We start from the raw sequence: 18,651 nt of genomic DNA, 5'->3' as shown, positions 1-18,651 counted from the left end.
TTCCGATTTCGGTGATTTCATCACCACGCGCATCGATTTCATCGGCAATGGTGTTGATCAGCTTCGCACGGTCTTCGCGCGATGAATAACCAAACGACCCAAACGCTTCTTCGGCAGCCTTGGCGGCCTGATCGACAAGTGCGGGCGTCCCGACCGGGAAGGTATTGGCCGGGCCGTGAGCCGGCTCAGACTGGAACGTCGCATCACCGGCGACCCAGTCACCGGCAATAAGATGTTTGCCTGTCAGTGTATAAGACATGAAATTCCCCTGTTTGGGTGAACATTTAAGATGAAGGCCACTCTGCCACGAGCAGACAAAAACCGGGTTACTTGGCGCTTGCGCGAAGTTCTGACAGGGAAAAGCGGGGGGTTAGGTCTTCTGGGTCAGTGATCACTTCAATCACACCCGATTTTCCAGTGGCCGCAAGTGCGTCAAAGGCTTCTGCGAATTGATCGGTTTTCTCAACTCTGGCGGTTTCGACACCATAAGCTTCGGCCAGTTTTACAAAGTCCGGGTTGACGATATCGGTACCACTGACCCGCCCCGGATAATTTTTCTCCTGATGCATGCGGATGGTGCCATACATGCCGTTATTCACCAGAATAACAATGACGCGGGCCCCAAACTGCTGTGCGGTTGACAGCTCCTGAAGGGTCATCTGGAAACAACCATCCCCGGCAAAACAGATACTCAGCCGGTCAGGGTGTCTAAGGCTGGCAGCAATAGCAGCAGGCAACCCATACCCCATGGATCCCGACGTTGGGGCAACCTGGGTTCTAAAGCGGCGGTGCTGATAGAAACGGTGTACCCAAACAGTGTAATTGCCCGCACCATTGGTCAGAATAGCGTCTTCCGGCAGGTTTTCATTCAGATGTTGAATAACGGCCGCCAAGTTGACCGGGCCATGCGATGTCGGGTTTGGCGTTGACCACTTCAGATAATCTTCTCGCGCGGCTTTCGTCCAATCCACCCAAGTCGGCGAGACTGTTGGTGCATCATGTTTGACCAGTGCAGAAAGCGCCTGCTTCATACCACTGCATACGCCAAGTTCCGGCGCATAAACCCGTCCGATTTCATTGGCATCTGGATGGACATGCAGGATTTTCTGCTTGGCGAGCGGAATATCAAGCAAAGTATATCCCGACGTCGTGCAATCGCCCAAACGCGCCCCCAGAACCAGCAGGACATCTGCATCGCGAATGCGCTTGGCCAGCGCAGGATTAATACCCAGCCCGGCATCCCCGATGTAATTGGGATGCAAGGCTGACATCCGGTCCTGGCTCCTGAAACTGCATGTAACGGGCAAATGCCAAGCCGCCGCAAAATCAGCGAGATCACTACAGGCTTGCTCGTCCCAGGTTTCACCACCCGCAATAACCAAAGGCGATTTTGCGCCAGACAGGGATTTGGCAATTTCACTGATCTGGGCATCCGAAGGCGCCGCTTGAACCGGGGTGACCTTTGCCGGAAGCTGAGGTGTCTCAACCACGTCACGCAGCATGTCTTCGGGCAAACCCAAAACGACCGGCCCAGGTCGCCCCGAAGCCGCCACCTGAAACGCACGGGTCAAAAGTTCGGGGATACGTTCCGCATTATCAATTACAGCAGTCCATTTGGTCTGGGTACCGAAGATCGCCTTGAGGTCGAACTCCTGAAATGCTTCACGCTCTTCGTCATTTCGTCCGATCAAACCAACCAGCATGATCAGCGGCGTTGAATCCTGATAGGCGACATGCACCCCCGCATAGGCGTTTGACGCCCCGGGACCGCGCGTGACCAGAACAAGACCAGGACGTCCGGTCAACTTTCCGTCGGCATCTGCCATGAAGGATGCCGCACCTTCGTGTTTGGCTGCGACAAATTCGATCTGTTGTGTGTCGACCAGCGCATCAAGAACAGCAAGAAAACTCTCGCCCGGCACCCCAAAAATTCGATCTATGCCCTGCTGAACCAAGACATTAGCGATCAGTTGACCTCCCGTGCATTGCATCGGTGCCTCCACTAGACTGTTTCTGATTGGTTTGATTGTCGCGGGGCGTCTTTGCCCCGGCTATTTACGTGTCTGCCAAGTCTGCACGATCCGCAAGCCGTTGTGCCGCAAGTGTGTAGTGATAACGAACAGCTTGCGAGGCAGCGTTTTCATCCTGTCGTCGTATGGCTTCAAGAACCGCCATATGCTCTGCCAAGACTTCCGAATTCCACTCTGTCACACGCGCGTTTTTGATCGCAACAGAACGCAGTTCCATGTCAATGCGGGTATCGAGCATTGACAGAAATTCGATGATGTACTGGTTTCCAGATGCCTCGGCAATGCGTTGATAAAAGGCGCGCTCTGCCAAAAGATGCTTTTCGGTTCCCTCGTCACCCTTAAACAACGAGCTTTCCAGATCACGATAGGATTTTTCCATGAAATCCAGATCCGCATCCGAGCGGTGCAGCGCAGCAAGGCCCGCTGCCTCAGACGTGATGCCTGTGCGCAACTGAAGTATTTCAAGCAGCTTTTGACGTTTTTCAAAGCAAGCCGGACTGATGCGAAATGCGCTGCGTGCGCTGGGCTCGGCAACAAAGGCGCCAACGCCCTGTCGTGAATCAACCAAGCCATCATGCTTGAGACGTGAAATTGCTTCGCGAACCACGGTGCGCGCAACACCAAAACTTTCCGCCAGACTTTGCTCGGTCGGCAACTGTTCTCCTGCGGCGAGGTCGCCTTCGAGAATCATACGAGAAAGTTTCTGTGAAACGTCATCGGCCAAACTCGGACGTCTGCTTAATCGCGTAAAAGAGTCCACCGAAAATGCCCTTTGCAAATGAAGTTCGATCAGTCGTGACTGATACTTATGATGCCGACCTTATGCATGGGCAATGATTATTTTGTCAACATAAAAACAGGTTGTCAGACAACATGGAGACATGGTATGCCCAATCTCAATGAAAAATAGCCCTGCGGCGAAAGTGCCGTGGCGTAAGGCGAAAAATGGAGGAAAACGTGGCGTTTGATAAAACCGTTGGCTTTGTTGGCCTAGGTGGCATGGGCAGTGGTCTGGTTAAAAACATGCTGCTTAAAGGTGTAAAAGTGCATGTGCTTGATCTTGATCAGGAAAAAGTCGATCTGGCCAAAAGCCGAGGCGCCGTTGTTGCAAAATCTGTACGGGATATGGCGCGCAGTTGTGACGTTCTGGCGTTCTGCATTGGCAAGGCAGAAGACGTTCAGGTGCTGACAATTGATGGTGACACAGGTTGCCTTCAGGACATGAAACCGGGACAGATCCTGCTTGATCACACCACAACCAGTCCCGACCATGTCGATCTGATGAGTGCCGCCTGTGATAAAATTGGTGTGCGCTATTGTGAGGCTCCCATGACCCGCACGCCGATCCATGCCGAACAAGGGTGTGTGAATGTCCTGTACGGAGGGGCTACCGATCTTCTGGAAGATTTGCGTCCGCTATTTGATACCTATGCAGAGAACATCTTCCATGTCGGGCCAAGTGGCCACGCCATTCGCTTGAAGCTGATCCATAACTTCATTGCTTTTGCCAATGTCGCTTCCTTCTGCGAAGGTTTTGCCCTCGCCGCCAAGGAAGGCCTCGACATGACCAAAGTCATCGACATCATTTCTGCGGCTGGCGGCAAAAGCGGCATGATGGACCTTTATGGCCGCAAGACCCTTGAACGCGATTTCACCCCTTACATGTCCCTCGAATGGGCGGAAAAAGACGTCGGCTACTACGTCCGCTGGCTAGAAAAAGCAGGGTTACCCGGCTTCATGGCGAGTTCCGTTCATCAGACATACTCACTGGCCTCAATCATGGGCTTTGGCCAGGAAGGCTGTACGGCAGTGATCAAAGCATATGAACAGCTATCAGGTGTCGAAGCGACCCTGCCCGATAAGCCCTGATTCCACGGGTTATCCCACTCAAACCGAAAAATTCACTACGGGGCCATTCTGTCCCCCAACAATAACAAGCGCACGAAACGCATCTATTTTTTCAACGGAGGAAAAGTCTTGAAAAACTTGAAAATCACGAAAGCAACCTTGTCAGCCTGTGCTGCATTTTTGGCAATGGCAAGCATGTCCCCTGCATCAGCAGAAACCACGCTGCGTTTGTCGCACTTTGCGGCCGAAACCCATCCCGGGCATATTGCTGCCAAACAGTTCAAAGAACAGGTCGAAGCCCGCACCAATGGCGAAGTGATCATCGAACTGTATCCTGCCAACGAACTTGGCGCCCCGCCCGAGCAGCTCGAACAGACCGTTCTGGGCATCATAGACATGAACCTGCCGACACAGGGTGGCCTCGACAAATATGAGAAAGCTTTCGGCACCGTGATGACGCCGTTTGCATTTGGCAGCTACGAACAGGCCCATGAAGTTCTTGATGGTCCGTTCATGGATTGGGCAGGACCAAAACTTGAAGAAAAAGGTTTGGTAATGCTGTCGAACTGGGAGTACGGATTCCGCAATGTTACGAACTCCGTTCGTCCGATCAATACGCCCGAAGACCTTGCCGGCCTGAAATTGCGCACTCCACCTGAGCTGCAAATTGTCGCAGCACTCGAAGCAGCAGGTGCACAAACAACCCAAATCGCGTTCCCGGAACTACCCGGCGCGCTGACAGCTGGTGTTGTTGACGGTCAGGAAAACCCGATTGGCGTCATTTACCACTATAAAATGTACGAACTTCAGGAAAACCTCGCACTTACGCGTCACGTATATAATTCCATGGTTCATGTTATCAACAAGGACAAATGGGACGCATTGTCACCTGAAGAACAGGCCATCATCCGTGAAGAAAGTGCTACTGCCGGCAATCTGATGCGCCAACAGGTACAGGAGCAGGAAGCTGCTGAACTTGCAAAGATCAAGGACGCCGGTGTTCAGGTAACCGAACCAGATCTTGAGAAGTTCAAGGCAAAAATGGGACCGGCCTATGAGCGTGTGAGTGAATATTCCGGCGAAGAGAACATGAAGAAGTTTCTCAGCTTTATCGGCAAATAATCGCTCAAGCTGCTCTAACCGGTATGAGTGGATTTCGCAGAGAGAGGGAAACTTCCCTCTCTCTGGCGTCCGCTCCCAATGTCTTTTCTGAAAGTCTGAGATCATGCTTGCACTGATTGTGCTGTGTGCACTTGTAGGGTTGATTGTTCTGGGTGTCCCCATCGCCATTGCACTGGGGGTCACCGCGGTCGGCACCTATCTTGCGCTGGGTGAACCGGCCATTTTGACGATGCTGCCCCAACGCATGTATTCGTCGACCACATCCTTTACCCTTCTGGCGATCCCGTTCTTTATTCTCGCAGGGAACCTGATGAATACCGGCGGTGTGACCGAGCGTATTTTTCGCTTTGCTGCCGCCCTTGTCGGGCACATCCGGGGTGGCCTTGGTCAGGTTAACGTCCTTGCCAGTCTGATCTTCTCGGGCATGTCCGGTGCTGCAGTGGCCGATGCAGCAGGTCTTGGACAAGTCGAATTCAAAGCCATGCGCGACCGTGGTTATGACGAACGCTTTGCAGCGGCCATTACCGCTGCATCTTCGACGATCGGGCCAGTCTTTCCCCCAAGCATTCCTTTTGTAATTTTTGCCAGCCTGACCGGAATATCTGTTGTTAAGCTTTTTCTGGCCGGGGTGGTGCCGGGCCTATTGATGGCTGGTGCCTTAATGGTTGCAGTTTACGTGGTGGCGGTTATCCGAAAATTCCCGCGTGAAATGCGTGCAAGCTACCGTGAACTCTGGATGTCACTCAAGGGGGCCCTGCTGCCACTTGGTACACCGTTTATAATCATTGCAGGTATTCTGACCGGAGTGTTCACACCAACGGAGGCCGGCGTTACCGCAAGCTTCTATGCCGCGTTTTTAGGTCTGGTTGTTTATCGTGAAATCACCCTGTCATCCCTGCCCGCAATCCTCTGGGACACGCTTCTTCACACAATTCGTGTGCTGTTTGTCATTGCGGCTGCCGGGTTCTTTGGCTGGCTTCTTATTCATCAGCGTGTCCCCAACAGCGTGATCACCGGCCTTTTGTCGATTTCCGATAACCCTGCCGTCATCATGTCACTGATCGTTTTGATCCTGCTGGTTCTGGGCATGTTCCTGGAGGGTATTGCGGTAATCGTTATTACCGTTCCAATCTTTATGCCTGTGATGTCCGCAATTGGCATCGATCCGGTTCAGTTTGGCGTCATTATGATCATGTGTTCAATGGTCGGTCTTTTGACCCCGCCAGTAGGCATGGTGCTGTTTGCGATTTCAAGCGTCACCAAGGTTCCGGTCGGGCCCTTGATCCGTGAATTGTGGCCTTATCTGATTGGCATTTTGGTCGTTCTGGTGCTTGTCATTTGCATTCCTCAGATTTCGACTTGGTTGCCCGATCTGGTGATGGGAGGAGGCCGATAATGCAAGCCATTTTCCGTCTTGATCAGGTCACCGGCTGGGTTTTGCGTTTTATTGCAATTTCGTGCCTGATGGTTCTGATGTTTATTTTGGGCGCGAATGTTCTCTCGCGCGTGACCGGCCTGTTTTCAATGGGCTGGTACGACGAAATCATCGAGCTGTGCTTTGCCTGGATGGTGTTCTTTGGCGCGGCCGAGTTATGGCGCGAAAACCAACATTTCCGCATTGATTGGTTATATTATGCACTGCCAAAGGCGAAACGGCGCATCCATACGATATTGATCACACTGATCAATATCTTTTTCCTCGGATTTTTGTTGGTCGAAGGCTGGAATCTGACTGAAAAAAGCAGCGCCCTAACCCCAATCATCGGTTTCCCGGTTGCGATACTTTACATCTGCATTCCAGCCAGCGCAGCGATCATGCTCCTTTATGCGCTCACCGACCTTTTCAGACATTCACCCCGGCACGCCGCCGAAGTTGAAACCATCGACGATATCTAGTCCTTAACCATAACAGGGAACTTGAACATGATTTATGACCACCGCACTTATACCTGTCGCCCCGGCACCATCGGCAAGCACCTCAAGCTTTATGAAGCAGAAGGCTGGCAGATTCAGAAGAAACATCTGGGCGATCCGGCTGTTTACGCTGCGACCGAAACTGGTGATGTAAACTCCTACGTTCACATCTGGCAGTATGAAAGTGCTGCGGATCGTGCGGAAAAACGCGCCAACCTGAAAGCCGACCCCGCATGGCAGGAATACCTCAAGAAATCAGCAGAGGCAGGCTACCTGGTTAGTCAGGTAAACAAAATTCTTGTTCCGACCGGATTTTTCTCTGCCCTGAAAAAAGACTAAACCAACACTGGTTAAGATCCATGCGCGTGGCATTCATATGAATGCCACGCGCATAAATGTTTATGGAACGACAAAAAGTTGCGGTCTCATCTTTAGGCATAAATTCCAAATATAATGCCATTGTCGTTCACGACCGATGGAACATGTCCCGTATTTGGTCGCACAATTCTTCGATCTCATATGGTTTTGATAGTACGCCAATCGCACCCAAATCCATGTAAGATTGCACATCCTTGCCCCTGACTCTGGCGGTTGCAAAAATAACTGGTATGTCCGCGTAGGCAGGGTCGGCCTTTAGCTTTGTAATAATGGTCGGGCCGTCATCATCGGGAAGCATCACATCCAGAAGAATCAAATCAGGCTGGCTGTTTTGCAATATATCGAACAAGGTCTTGCCATCCGGGCAGATGACAACCTCGAACCCGCCAAATTCGACCAATGCCATTTCAATGATGAACTGTATATCGACATCATCCTCAACGACAAAAATTTTGTTCAGTTCCTTATTTTCGCTCATTGCTCATACTCAACCAGTGAAGGTCATATTTTAACGACCCATCATTTATATTTTTCAGTATCTCTTCCAACCGGACAGCCATACCATCCCGATCCTCGTCAGCAGGAACAGTTTGAAGTTCCCTGACAAAAGCGCCGCTTTCAAGATAAAGCACCGCCTGTGCCCGATGAGACATTTCGATCAGTTCGATTTTCTCAAGGCTTCCCGATTTCTCTTGCAAGACGGTTTGTATCAATTCGTTGCCACTCGGGCCAACAGCAACCACCGCATTTTCAGGTTCATGCCGAAGGTCGGCCGTTTTCTGAATTGGCAGATCAATGTAAAAAATTGACCCGACACCGGCACGAGACCGGTAGCCAATCCGGCCTCCGTTCCCTTCCATCAAAGATTTGGTAATCGCCAGGCCCAAGCCTGTACCACTTGCTTTTTTGGTATTTGAACCATCAGCTTGCCAGAACCGGCTAAACATGTGTGCACGTAAAGACGGTGGAATTCCCGGCCCCTGGTCAATAACAGACACCCTGACATCACTTCCGATTGCCGCAATGACGACATCAATTGTCGTGTTATCACCACTGTATTTGGCTGCGTTGGACAACAGGTTATTCATCACCTGCATTAAGCGTCCTTCGTCTCCAAGAACCTTAAAAGACTGCGTTGGCGGTAGGGCCCTAACTTTCTTGCCATGCTTTCGTACATAAGGCGCAAATGCATCGATTGACCTTTGGACAAGTTCCCCAAGGTCAAGGTCTTCAAGGGTGAAGCTGATCTTCCCGTTTTCGAGTTTTTCCAAATCAAGAATGTCATTCACCAAGTCTCCGAGCCTTTTGGAATTATCCAAAGCGACATCAAGAAGCTTCTGAAGCCGATCAGACTGAGGCACAACGGAATCGCGTTTCGCAAGGGACAAGGCGCCTGTGATTGAGGTCAAAGGCGTTCTCAATTCATGGCTAACCGAAGAAATAAATTCTTCTTTGAGCTTTTCTACCTCTTTGCGTTTTGTGATGTTTCTGATCAGCAGTGTCATCAGCCGTTTATCTTCAATTTCCATGTACTCGCCAACGGCATACTCAATCGGTACATCCGCGCCATAGACTGGATAAAGAACGGCTTCTTTCATGATCCGCTGCTGATCATGATTAAAACGATCCGATGTCGGAACCAGAAATACTTCAAGGTCCCGAATATCGATAAAGTCGACAATATTTTTGCCAACCAACTGTTCCACCGGGCAATTAAACAGCTCCCGGCCAGCATTATTGCATGCTTGTATTCGACCGTAGATATCCACCGTAATAATCGTATCAACCACGTTATCAAGGATGGATTGAAGCTGATTTGCGCTATCTCGCAAGCGCATCCGGGCTTCATCAAGCTCTCTTGTTCGCGATGTTACACGGGCCTCAAGGACGCTATAGGAAACATTGATATGTCCAAGCATTTCACGAAAACTGCTTGAAAGGCGCCCGACCTCATCATTCCCCAAGTCGGGTAACTCAACATCAAAATACCCTTCAGTGGCAATCCTCGACGCAGTCCTTTCAAGCATACGCAACGGACTGCTAAGTTTTCGCCCGACAAAAACCGCCAACAATGCCGTAATCAAAATAAAGACAATCGCAAACCCTACAATGTTTGTGACCAGTCTTTGAACCGGCGCAAGGGCTTCGGTCGCAAGACGACCAACAAAAAATGTCAACCCGAGTTGGTCTAATGGCGGTCTTAAATCCACGGCAGAACTTCGGATCAGGAGTTCCACATCCGTCGGCCATTGCCATTCCCCAAGGATTTGTCCTGTTGCATTAGACAGCTTGAAAAAAAGTGGAGTTTCCTCGTTTGGTGCCAAAACATCCGACAAATTGCCAAGGTGGATACGCCCTCGCAGTACACCTTTGATGTCCAGGCCTGCTTCATCAAACACTGGATAGCTAATTGCCAGGTACGATTTCCAATTGTCGGCGGCTTCATGATAGACCGCACGTACGTCACCGGAAACTGCGTCAACAAAGTCGGGTTCGCCGGAAACACTTGATTGTGGATCAATATTGGATTGCGCAATAACGTGACCATTCAAGTCAAAAAGGCCAACGTCCGTATATAAGCTGTCCGAAGCCCGGAAACTTTGCAGGAACGGAACCAGATGATTGCTTCTTTCATCAGGGTCCAAAAGACCATTCAGAACCAGACTGGACGCTGCAAGATTGTTTAGGTTGTAATGAACCGTCTCCAGATACAAAGCCATGCGGTGTGCGCCCGCCTGGGAATCCCGATCCAACTCTTGCTCTACTTCCCGCAAAATCTGGTTGTGAACAAATAGCGTTACACTGACACCAGCAATGACTGTAAGGCATATCGTCATCACGACACTGCCCAGTGCAAATTTTCGGGACAACGCAAGGTTTGACCAATATTTCTGGAGCAACTTCAATCCCCTGGTTAATGACTTATACGGCAGCCCCTGAGCACTATCAGGCCTTTTTCAGAAAGGGTTCCACAAGGTCACCTAATACGTGGGTATCGCATTCACCGCCCCATTTATATTGGCTCGATCATCTAAACCGATATCTAAACCGCTTTACTGAGGAAACACCATTCCCGACACACATCTTAAGTGGTGTCGACATAGAGAAATGCAATATTCCAAGCGTACCGGCGCTTCTCGTTCAATAGCCGATCATCGCTCTCTGAATGCGCTATCAAAGCTTTTGATAACAGGAGACATAATTGCTTCAAGCAACATTTTCTCGCCAGTCAGAATATCTGCAATAACGGTCATACCCGGCGCAACCGCAAGATCGACATTCTCCCCCACATAAGGGTTTTCGAGGATAATATCGGCTTTGTAGAACGGCACCCCTTCTTCATCCATGAAAGTCGTTGGCGAGATTTGTGATATTTCACCCAAAATGGTGCCAAAGCGGGAATAATCGTAAGTTAGGACTTTGATATTTGCCGCCTGTCCGACATGTACGTGCCCGATGTCCTGCGTCGAAATGCGCGCCTCAACCTTGAGCTGGGTGTTATCGGGAACAATCTCCATCATGGTGGCACCAGGATCAAGCACCCCTCCGACGGTCTTTACTTCCAAGCCTTTTACGCGTCCCGAAACCGGTGCACGGACCCGTAGCCTGTCGACGCGATCCTGGGCGCGGACAATCGCCACGCGTGTTTCTGCGGCTTCGGATGCCAACTGACTTAACTCGGTTGCGATTTCGGATTGATAGCGCGCACGAGTTTCAATAATTCTTTGCCGGACCTCACCAATACGCTCCCCAACGCGCGTGGCTTCAAGCACAAGCGCAGAACGGTTATCAACCAAACCGGCCAATTCCCTTTCGTCTTCGATCAAATCCATGCGCGGGAACAAGCCCTTCTCAACCAGAATCCTACGGCCTTTGACTTGTTCATTTTTCAATCTGATTTGTTCGGTGACGCCAGCGGCCTGGCTCTTGAGCGTTGCCAGTTCAGCTTCACGTTCTTTTTCTTGCTGCCTGAGAACCTCAATTTGCGACGCAACTGTTTCGCGCTTGGTTGCCAGTTCGTACTGAGCTGCCCGAGCGATGTCAGCATAATCTTCATCGAACTCGTCCACTTCGGGAATATTGTCTCCTCGTGCGGCCGTCAGATACCGTATACGAAATTGCAACCCGACCAATCGCGTTTCCAACTGATCTAGTTCAGATTGCGCAATGTGAGGGGATAGCTCAACAAGAAGATCTCCCTCATTCACATACTGTCCTTCGCGCACCTCGATTGCTGAAACAATACCACCCTCAAGGTGTTGAACATTTTGCAATGACCCAGATGGAACGACTTCGCCAGAACTGGCCGAAATCTCTGTAACCGGCATGAAAGCAGACCACGCAATCACCCCTACCATCACAGCAAAGAGCGAAAACGTCGTAAACAAAGACAGTTTGCTCGATGTTTTACGATCGAATAGCTGGCTGGCTGTAATGGCATTATTACTCCAGGACCCTTTGCCCTGGGCACTGGTAACCTTTGTACGTCCGGCTTGATCAGTCATGCCTTAATAGCCTCTCTTTGACGAACGATATCCTTGGGCGTGCAATCGCGCACAATCGTTCCCTGATTCATCACCAATATTCGGTCTGCAACGGAGATGTAATCTGGTTCATGGGTAACAATGATAATGGTTGTGTCATCGCGAATCTGGCGAATTGTCGACAAAAACGCGGCCCTTACTTCCGCAGATGAAGCATCCGGTTCATCAATAAGGATCAAACTCGATTGCGTCATTAAAACCCGGGCAAGCCCGATGCGGCGCAGCAGTGAACTGTCCTGTGCCATATCGCATATACGGGTTTCATAGCCATCTGGCAGTTGCGAAATATCTTCATCAATAGCCTGCTGTTTAGAGGCTTCAACGATTTCCACCTTCGAGAACTTTTCCCGCCCCATGGCAAGAAATTCACGAATAGTTACGGGCAGGATATTACTATCTCGCGACAAATACCCGACGGACTGCAACAGAACAGACTGGGGGACCTGCGCCGGGAAAACGCCATCAATGGTGACTGTACCAAGCTGCGGTGAATGCAGCCCTGCAATCAAATCAAGTACCGTCGACTTCCCGGCACCACTCGTCCCGGTAATCACAACCAATTCACGCGGTTTGACTTCAAAACTAAGGTTCCGCAAGGCAGGGGCCTGGCCGCTTTTGTAGTTGAACAGCACCGACGAGAAACTTACGCGCCCGTCAATCCCCGCTCCCTGCCCACCCAGAGCATGGCTGCGCGCTTCCTCTGGACTGTCATTGGCAGTGTAGGTCGCATTATCGATCAGGTTGGTAATTTCTTCACGCCGCAAAACGGCTTCCAGAACGGATGGAACCGGCGCCATCATGCGCCAGACTACTGCGACAACTGCAATCAATTCACCTGGTCCGATTACTTCATTCATTGCCATCACGGCACCGAATGCCAAAGAGATCGTTACAATTAATGATGTAAGAGCGTTGGTCGCAATTCTTGCATAGGAGAAGGTTTTCTGACGCTGCATCTCGGCTTCTGCCAAACGCGCCGATGCGTTGGTAAAACGCCGGTGCCAGACAGCCCCGCTTCCTTCACGTTTCATCACAAATAGTCTGCGCGATAGCTCATCGCAGATGACACCATACTCTTCGGCCCTGCGCAGAGCCGATTTCGTGCGTTCATTGGCATAGGACAACAATCGCAAGATCAGAATACAGCCAACAGCCAGAAGTATAACCGGGATCAGGGCAAGCCATCCCCCCAACAGCGCCAGAACCGCAAGATACACAACGAAAATCGGCAGTTCGAGAATTGCTGTACCGATTGGGCCGGTGACGATATTACTGAGCCGCTCATGGTCCTTGATAATCGCCGAGGCATCACGGCTGTTGAACCGTCTGGCCAAAGCAACAGACATTCTCATCAGCCTGGAGTTTCTCGACACACTGACTTTAAGGTCAAGAAGAGCCGCAGCATTCGAAAGAATTCGGCTGCGCAACATCCGCAAAGAAAACTCAGCACAGGTCGCAACCACAAGCCCGACGCTTAGGTACAACAATGCGTCAACACTTTGAGTAGGCAAGACCTGAGAGTAAACCGCAAGCGTGAACATCGGCATAGCGAGAGCAAGAATACTTGCCACAAAGGTGATGATCGCCAACTGAAAAACAGAATTCTTTGATCCTGACAACGCCGTTTTCAGCCAATTAAACTTGGTCTGGGAAACTTTCGGGTCTGCCCGTCCCGGATCATTGCTTTCCTGCAGGATGATGGCCCGCCCGCGTGTCGCCAAATCGGGCATTGCCTGTTCAAGTCCGGTTTCTGGCGAAAGGCACTGAATTTCACCATCAGCGCCAGGAATAAAGATATGAAGTTCCTCGCCTGCCGTCTCAAACGCAAACAGATTTTCGTGCAGCAATAAGTTTTCAAGTCGATCACGTTTAATCTGTGGTGCAATCGACAACGTCAGCGAAATCTCGGAAATCTCTTCAAATTGAAATTTCCCGCTAGCTTCACGAAGGTTCGACATATCGACCGGTGAAATACTTGCCCCGGCAAGATAGAACAGCTTGCGCACACCGTCATATCGTACAGTGTTCAGCAGGTTTCCCAAGCTATCAACACTTGGCGTCAGCCCCGGTGGCATCATTTGAGTAGCCATGTTACGCCTCCTTCTGCGCAGGCGCTTCTGCAAGTTGACCATTCTCAAGAAGCAGTTGGCGATCACAAATGGACGTCAGGGACTGGCGGTCACTCAAAACAATGATCGTCGCTGTTTTCCGCAACATCTTGAGTATTTTGGCAAATTTCAACTCTGTGCTTGCGTCAAGCGTCAGGGACGCATCATCAACAATTATCACTTTGTTATTTGCTGCCAGACCACGCACGATCGCAACTTGCTGCAACAGCCCGTTAGGTAACTTTGTCGGGTCATCGCCAAGCAAGGTATTATAGCCATCCGGCAAACTCTTAACCGGGACATCAAGTCCGATCAGGTGACACAAATACCTGACATCGGCATAACGCTCCTCCTGCCCCCAACTCAGAACATCCATCATGGTTCCGCGCGGCAGTTGCGGGATACGTCCCAAAACAGTTATTTCGTTTCGGATTGCTTCTGCGTTGCTTGAATTTAGTGGCATATTGTTAAATTTCACGGTCCCCGTGTAATCAACAAGACCAAGCAAGCTATAGGAAAGAACAGATTTTCCATCACTTCCTGCGCTTGTAATGGCAACGGCTTCTCCCGAAGCAACAAGCAGGTCGAGATTAAGAACCACACCAGCACTTTCACTCTTAACAGTGCATCTGGCTGAGATTTCCGGGGGTGATTTAAACAAGCGTTTTTCGGCACTGCCGGACAAAACATCAAATTGGTCCGCTTTTGAAAGCCCGTTGCGTTTTGGCTTTTCAACAGGCTGCCCGCCGCCAACCACCAGTTCATAGACACTCCGCATTGGCTCCAATGCACGTCCCGCCAAAAGGGTGAAGGCCGCCAACCCACCGTGGGATAAATTGCCTTCCAGAACGGCAAAGCTTCCCGCAACGACAACGCCGCCAATCATTAGTTGGGAAAACAGGCTGTAGATGTTGCCGATGGTCATTGAATACTGTTTCTGCTTCCGAAAACGGAAGGCCTGTCTTTCATATAACCGGGACAATCTATGCAAAACCGGGATTTCAGCGCCCAGTGATTTTATTTGCGCCAGACTATCAAAAGTTCTGTCGACAAAATCTGACTTGTCTGTATGCGTCGACCGCAATTTGGCTGAAGCACGACGATGACTTACGGCAAGAATGTATGACCAGGCGCCAAATATCAGGCAGACACCGACTGGTAAAAGCACCAATTCACCGGTGATCAGACCAATGACACACAGGAATGCAAACGCAAACGGGATATCGGCAACACATTTGATCCGCAAAAGCTTCCTTTCTCTTCCCGGCAAGCTTTGCGACAGTTTTCCCAGCAAATCATTCAGTGACATATTGGTTCGCGTCGGATGACGTTGCGCCAAAAGCGCCTCTACGTGCTTAATACGCGCCAAATGATCCAAACGAGCCGTGACGCGCGCTTCAAGAGACAACCGCACCAAACGCAAAATAAGGTCGATGCCAACAATGACCGAAATACCAAAGATCAAGACCGCCAGAGTTGGCAAAGATTGATTGGGAATGATCCGGTCATAGATCATCAACACACCCAACGGCACGGCCAGAGCAAGCAAGTTGATCATCACAGTGGATGTGACGATTGCACTGGCCTCTGCAAACCGTACTTTGGTCCTTACGTTGTCGAGCCGCAGCTTGGAAGCAGACGGCGGAGCAACATCGGACAAAGAATTGGACATATTGTACTCCCGTTTGATGTGCTTTCTCAGCACAAACCCTGCGTCACTGAAACTGTATATTGGTTTGAATGCCCGGAACACACAGTAGGTTGTGTGTTAAAATCTTGTTGTGCATTTGTAATACCCGGTCAGCTATCGGTCGTTCTGACATCATTCTGCGTATTTTGTTTGCCGCCACCATTTTTTGGGGATTGGAAAACATATCCGATTCCCCTTACAGTCTGGATAAATCTGGGGCTCCCGGGATCCGGCTCCACAATCTTACGTAACCGGACAATCATGATATCAATGGTCCGATCCATATATTCCCATTCGCGTCCCGATATCGCGAGCATAAGATCATTTCGCGTCTGAACCTGGCCTTCGTTCTGTACAAGATGCCTCAGTAACGCTGTTTCATTGGCTGATAATATGTGCAGTGTGCCATCATCATGTATGAGCCTGTGGGTTACAGTATCGAGCTCCCATTCCCCTATCTTTATCTCCTTGGTTTCAACACCTCCTGATTTCGTCGCCTCATCACCCCCAAGGCCTCCGCCGCTTATTTTATAGCGTCTAAGAACACTTTTGATCCGCGCCAAAAGCGCACGTGGCTCCAAGGGCTTGGTCACATAGTCATCGGCGCCAAGTTCAAGCCCCACAATCTGATCGACATCAGTATTTTTCCGTGAAATCAGGATAATAGCAGTATCGGATGCTTCACGAAGTCGGCGTGTAATGTCAAAACCGTCCCCATCGGGGAGCAATATATCAAGCAGTATCAGGTCAAAAGAACGATTGGCCAGATGATGGTCCATCTCCTGTGCAGTAAACGCGACCTCAACGTCAAACCCCTCATCAAGAAGATATATTTCCAAGAGTTTCGTGATATCGGGATCATCATCTACAATTAGAATTCGACGCGTCTGCTGCAACCGTTCCTCCGACAAAAAAAGCCCCCGCCAACAAAACGATAACATTTCGCAACCAATTGGGCATATGTTTTATCCACCCACTACGCAATGATCATTTAGCTTCCTATATTGAGGAGCAGAGTTGCCGATTTTTGATCAGAACAGGGATTTCTCGTCATGGCCTACACCCCCGAACAGGTACAGTTTCTGGTTCCCAAACTTTCAACCGGAAATAGTCCTTTTTCCCTTGCTCTGATGCGTCAACAATCTGCTCTGGCCAGTGTTCATACCGGTGACCGTGATCCGTACGATCCATTCAATCCGAACATAGAACAAACCGGTGCCAACCAACCTTTCTCTGATATTGAGCTCGCATCAGGTAACTTCCAGGGGCCACAGGCATCTGGGAACTCTCAGCTCGACGCTTATGCCGGAGATACAGCTCCCAATTCGTTCATCTCCCCGGCTGATGACGACAATCGCGCACTTTCTGAATCAACAACTTCATCAGAAGGCAATGCAGCTCCGGTAGCAGAGCAACGTATTCCAAACGAAACAACTCCTCCGCCTGAAAACAATTTTTTAAACCCCTCTACGAATTCTTCTGCCGCCAATCCGTCGTTTGGCGGAGGAGGATCCTCAGGCAGCCCAGAGATTTCTTCAATTTCTGCAACCCAAGCCGATACCCCGACCCTGGATATCACAGCGACCACATCGGGCACCGAAGACAGCCCGATCGCACTCGACATCGACGCTGGCCTTACTGATGCCAGTGAAACCCTGTCGGTCACGATTTCCAACATTCCCGATGGCGCAACTCTGTCGGCTGGTACCGTCAACCCGGACGGCACGGTGACCCTGACAGCTGATGAACTTGATGATCTGACCATCACCCCTCCAGAGAATTTCAGCGGTTCTTTCGATCTTGATGTGACTGCAACTTCGACGGACGGCGACACGTCTGCATCGATAACCGACACGATCTCTGTCTCCGTTGAAGGTCAGGCAGATACCCCGACCTTGGATATCACAGCCACCACATCAGGCACCGAAGACAGCCCGATTGCACTCGACATCGATGCAGGCCTCACCGATGCCGGTGAAGTCCTCTCGGTTACCATCTCCAACATTCCGGATGGTGCCACCCTCTCTGCCGGTACCGTTAATCCGGACGGCACCGTTACCCTGACCGCCGATGAGCTCGACGGTCTGACCATCACCCCTCCAGAGAATTTCAGCGGATCCTTCGGTCTTGATGTGACTGCAACTTCGACGGACGGAGACACGTCTGCATCGATAACCGACACGATCTCTGTCTCCGTTGAAGGTCAGGCAGATACCCCGACCCTGGATATTACAGCCACCACATCAGGCACCGAAGACAGCCCAATCACACTCGACATCGATGGAGGTCTCACCGATAGCGGTGAAGTTCTGTCCGTAACGGTTTCCAATATTCCCGAAGGCGCAACGCTCTCGGCTGGCACCGTTAATCCGGACGGTACCGTTACCCTGACCGCCGATGAGCTTGACGGTCTGACCATTACACCGCCAGCGGATTACAATGGGTCGTTCGATCTGGGTGTGACCGCAACCTCAACCGATGGCACCGATACGGCAACCACCAGCGATACGCTGAGTGTATCTGTTGAAGCTGAAGCAGACGCGCCGACCCTCGACGTTACCGATGCCTCCGGCATCGAAGATAGCCCGATTCCGCTCGACATTGATGCAGGTCTTACCGATGCCGGTGAAGTTCTGTCCATAACGGTTTCCAATATTCCCGAAGGCGCAACGCTCTCGGCTGGCACCGTTAATCCGGATGGGACGGTTACCCTGACAGCCGATGAGCTTGATGGCCTGACCATCACACCGCCAGCTGATTACAGTGGTTCGTTCGATCTCGGTGTGACGGCCACTTCGGCAGACGGCACCGACACCGCTTCTGTGTCCGATACCCTGACCGTTGATGTCACTGGCGAAGCCGATGCTCCGACCCTGGATGTAACGGACGCAGCGGGCACCGAAGATAGCCCGATTGCGCTCGACATCGATGCAGGCCTCACTGATAGCGGTGAAGTTCTCTCGGTTACCGTCTCCAACATTCCCGATGGCGCAACCCTGTCGGCTGGCACCGTTAAT

General features: G+C 50.9%; 15 protein-coding genes. 6 read left to right on the top strand and 9 right to left on the bottom strand.

The genetic code is table 11. From position 1 onward, the window contains the following. The 3 genes from JF44_RS0110785 to JF44_RS0110775 all read right to left on the bottom strand — a co-directional run. On the bottom strand, positions 1 to 259 hold a 259-nt coding region (locus tag JF44_RS0110785), incomplete at its 3' end, for an aldehyde dehydrogenase family protein (RefSeq protein ID WP_033069005.1). Positions 260 to 326: 67 nt separating this feature from the next. After that, complete coding sequence (locus JF44_RS0110780; RefSeq protein WP_033069004.1) at positions 327 to 1,991, bottom strand: thiamine pyrophosphate-binding protein; 1,665 nt, start codon at positions 1,989 to 1,991, stop codon at positions 327 to 329. Between the two features lie 64 nt (positions 1,992 to 2,055). Beyond that, complete coding sequence (locus JF44_RS0110775; protein ID WP_033069003.1) at positions 2,056 to 2,790, bottom strand: FadR/GntR family transcriptional regulator; 735 nt, start codon at positions 2,788 to 2,790, stop codon at positions 2,056 to 2,058. A gap of 197 nt (positions 2,791 to 2,987) precedes the next feature. Here JF44_RS0110775 and JF44_RS0110770 point away from each other — a divergent pair, with 197 nt between their 5' ends. The 5 genes from JF44_RS0110770 (at position 2,988) to JF44_RS0110750 (ending at position 7,253) form a co-directional block, all read left to right on the top strand. Then, entirely contained in the window at positions 2,988 to 3,899 is a 912-nt protein-coding gene (locus JF44_RS0110770; RefSeq protein ID WP_162181404.1) for an NAD(P)-dependent oxidoreductase, read from the top strand. Positions 3,900 to 4,007: 108 nt separating this feature from the next. Beyond that, on the top strand, positions 4,008 to 5,000 hold the full coding sequence (locus tag JF44_RS0110765; protein WP_156111663.1) for a TRAP transporter substrate-binding protein: 993 nt from the start codon (positions 4,008 to 4,010) through the stop codon (positions 4,998 to 5,000). A 103-nt stretch (positions 5,001 to 5,103) separates the two neighbouring features. Next, positions 5,104 to 6,396, top strand: coding sequence for a TRAP transporter large permease (locus JF44_RS0110760; RefSeq protein WP_033069001.1), 1,293 nt, complete (start codon positions 5,104 to 5,106; stop codon positions 6,394 to 6,396). Continuing rightward, on the top strand, positions 6,339 to 6,896 hold the full coding sequence (locus JF44_RS0110755) for a TRAP transporter small permease (protein ID WP_238318429.1): 558 nt from the start codon (positions 6,339 to 6,341) through the stop codon (positions 6,894 to 6,896). Before JF44_RS0110760 ends, JF44_RS0110755 begins: the two co-directional genes overlap by 58 nt. A 27-nt stretch (positions 6,897 to 6,923) precedes the next feature. Further along, entirely contained in the window at positions 6,924 to 7,253 is a 330-nt protein-coding gene (locus JF44_RS0110750; RefSeq protein WP_033068999.1) for an NIPSNAP family protein, read from the top strand. A 127-nt stretch (positions 7,254 to 7,380) separates the two neighbouring features. Here the strand turns inward: JF44_RS0110750 and JF44_RS0110745 are convergent, their stop codons facing one another. The 6 genes from JF44_RS0110745 to JF44_RS0110720 all read right to left on the bottom strand — a co-directional run bounded on the left by JF44_RS0110745 (position 7,381) and on the right by JF44_RS0110720 (position 16,530). Continuing rightward, complete coding sequence (locus JF44_RS0110745; RefSeq protein ID WP_033068998.1) at positions 7,381 to 7,770, bottom strand: response regulator; 390 nt, start codon at positions 7,768 to 7,770, stop codon at positions 7,381 to 7,383. Further along, positions 7,757 to 10,192, bottom strand: a complete 2,436-nt coding sequence (locus JF44_RS19965; protein WP_156111661.1) for an ATP-binding protein — start codon at positions 10,190 to 10,192, stop codon at positions 7,757 to 7,759. The genes JF44_RS0110745 and JF44_RS19965 overlap by 14 nt, the downstream gene beginning before the upstream one ends. A 252-nt stretch (positions 10,193 to 10,444) precedes the next feature. Beyond that, entirely contained in the window at positions 10,445 to 11,797 is a 1,353-nt protein-coding gene (locus JF44_RS0110735; protein WP_052065758.1) for an HlyD family type I secretion periplasmic adaptor subunit, read from the bottom strand. After that, positions 11,794 to 13,926 carry an ATP-binding cassette domain-containing protein gene (locus JF44_RS0110730; protein WP_162181402.1) on the bottom strand — a complete coding sequence of 711 codons (2,133 nt, stop codon included), beginning with the start codon at positions 13,924 to 13,926 and terminating at the stop codon, positions 11,794 to 11,796. The genes JF44_RS0110735 and JF44_RS0110730 overlap by 4 nt, the downstream gene beginning before the upstream one ends. 1 nt (position 13,927) lies before the next feature. After that, entirely contained in the window at positions 13,928 to 15,616 is a 1,689-nt protein-coding gene (locus JF44_RS0110725) for an ATP-binding cassette domain-containing protein (RefSeq protein ID WP_033068996.1), read from the bottom strand. Positions 15,617 to 15,744: 128 nt separating this feature from the next. Further along, complete coding sequence (locus tag JF44_RS0110720; protein ID WP_162181401.1) at positions 15,745 to 16,530, bottom strand: response regulator; 786 nt, start codon at positions 16,528 to 16,530, stop codon at positions 15,745 to 15,747. A gap of 156 nt (positions 16,531 to 16,686) precedes the next feature. Between JF44_RS0110720 and JF44_RS0110715 the strand changes: the two genes are divergently transcribed. Continuing rightward, the coding region (locus JF44_RS0110715; RefSeq protein ID WP_033068995.1) for a beta strand repeat-containing protein at positions 16,687 to 18,651 on the top strand (1,965 nt) is incomplete at its 3' end.

The sequence above is a fragment of the Thalassospira australica genome (assembly GCF_000763295.1).
GTDB lineage: Bacteria > Pseudomonadota > Alphaproteobacteria > Rhodospirillales > Thalassospiraceae > Thalassospira > Thalassospira australica.
This window is presented reverse-complemented; position numbering and strand designations above follow the sequence as displayed.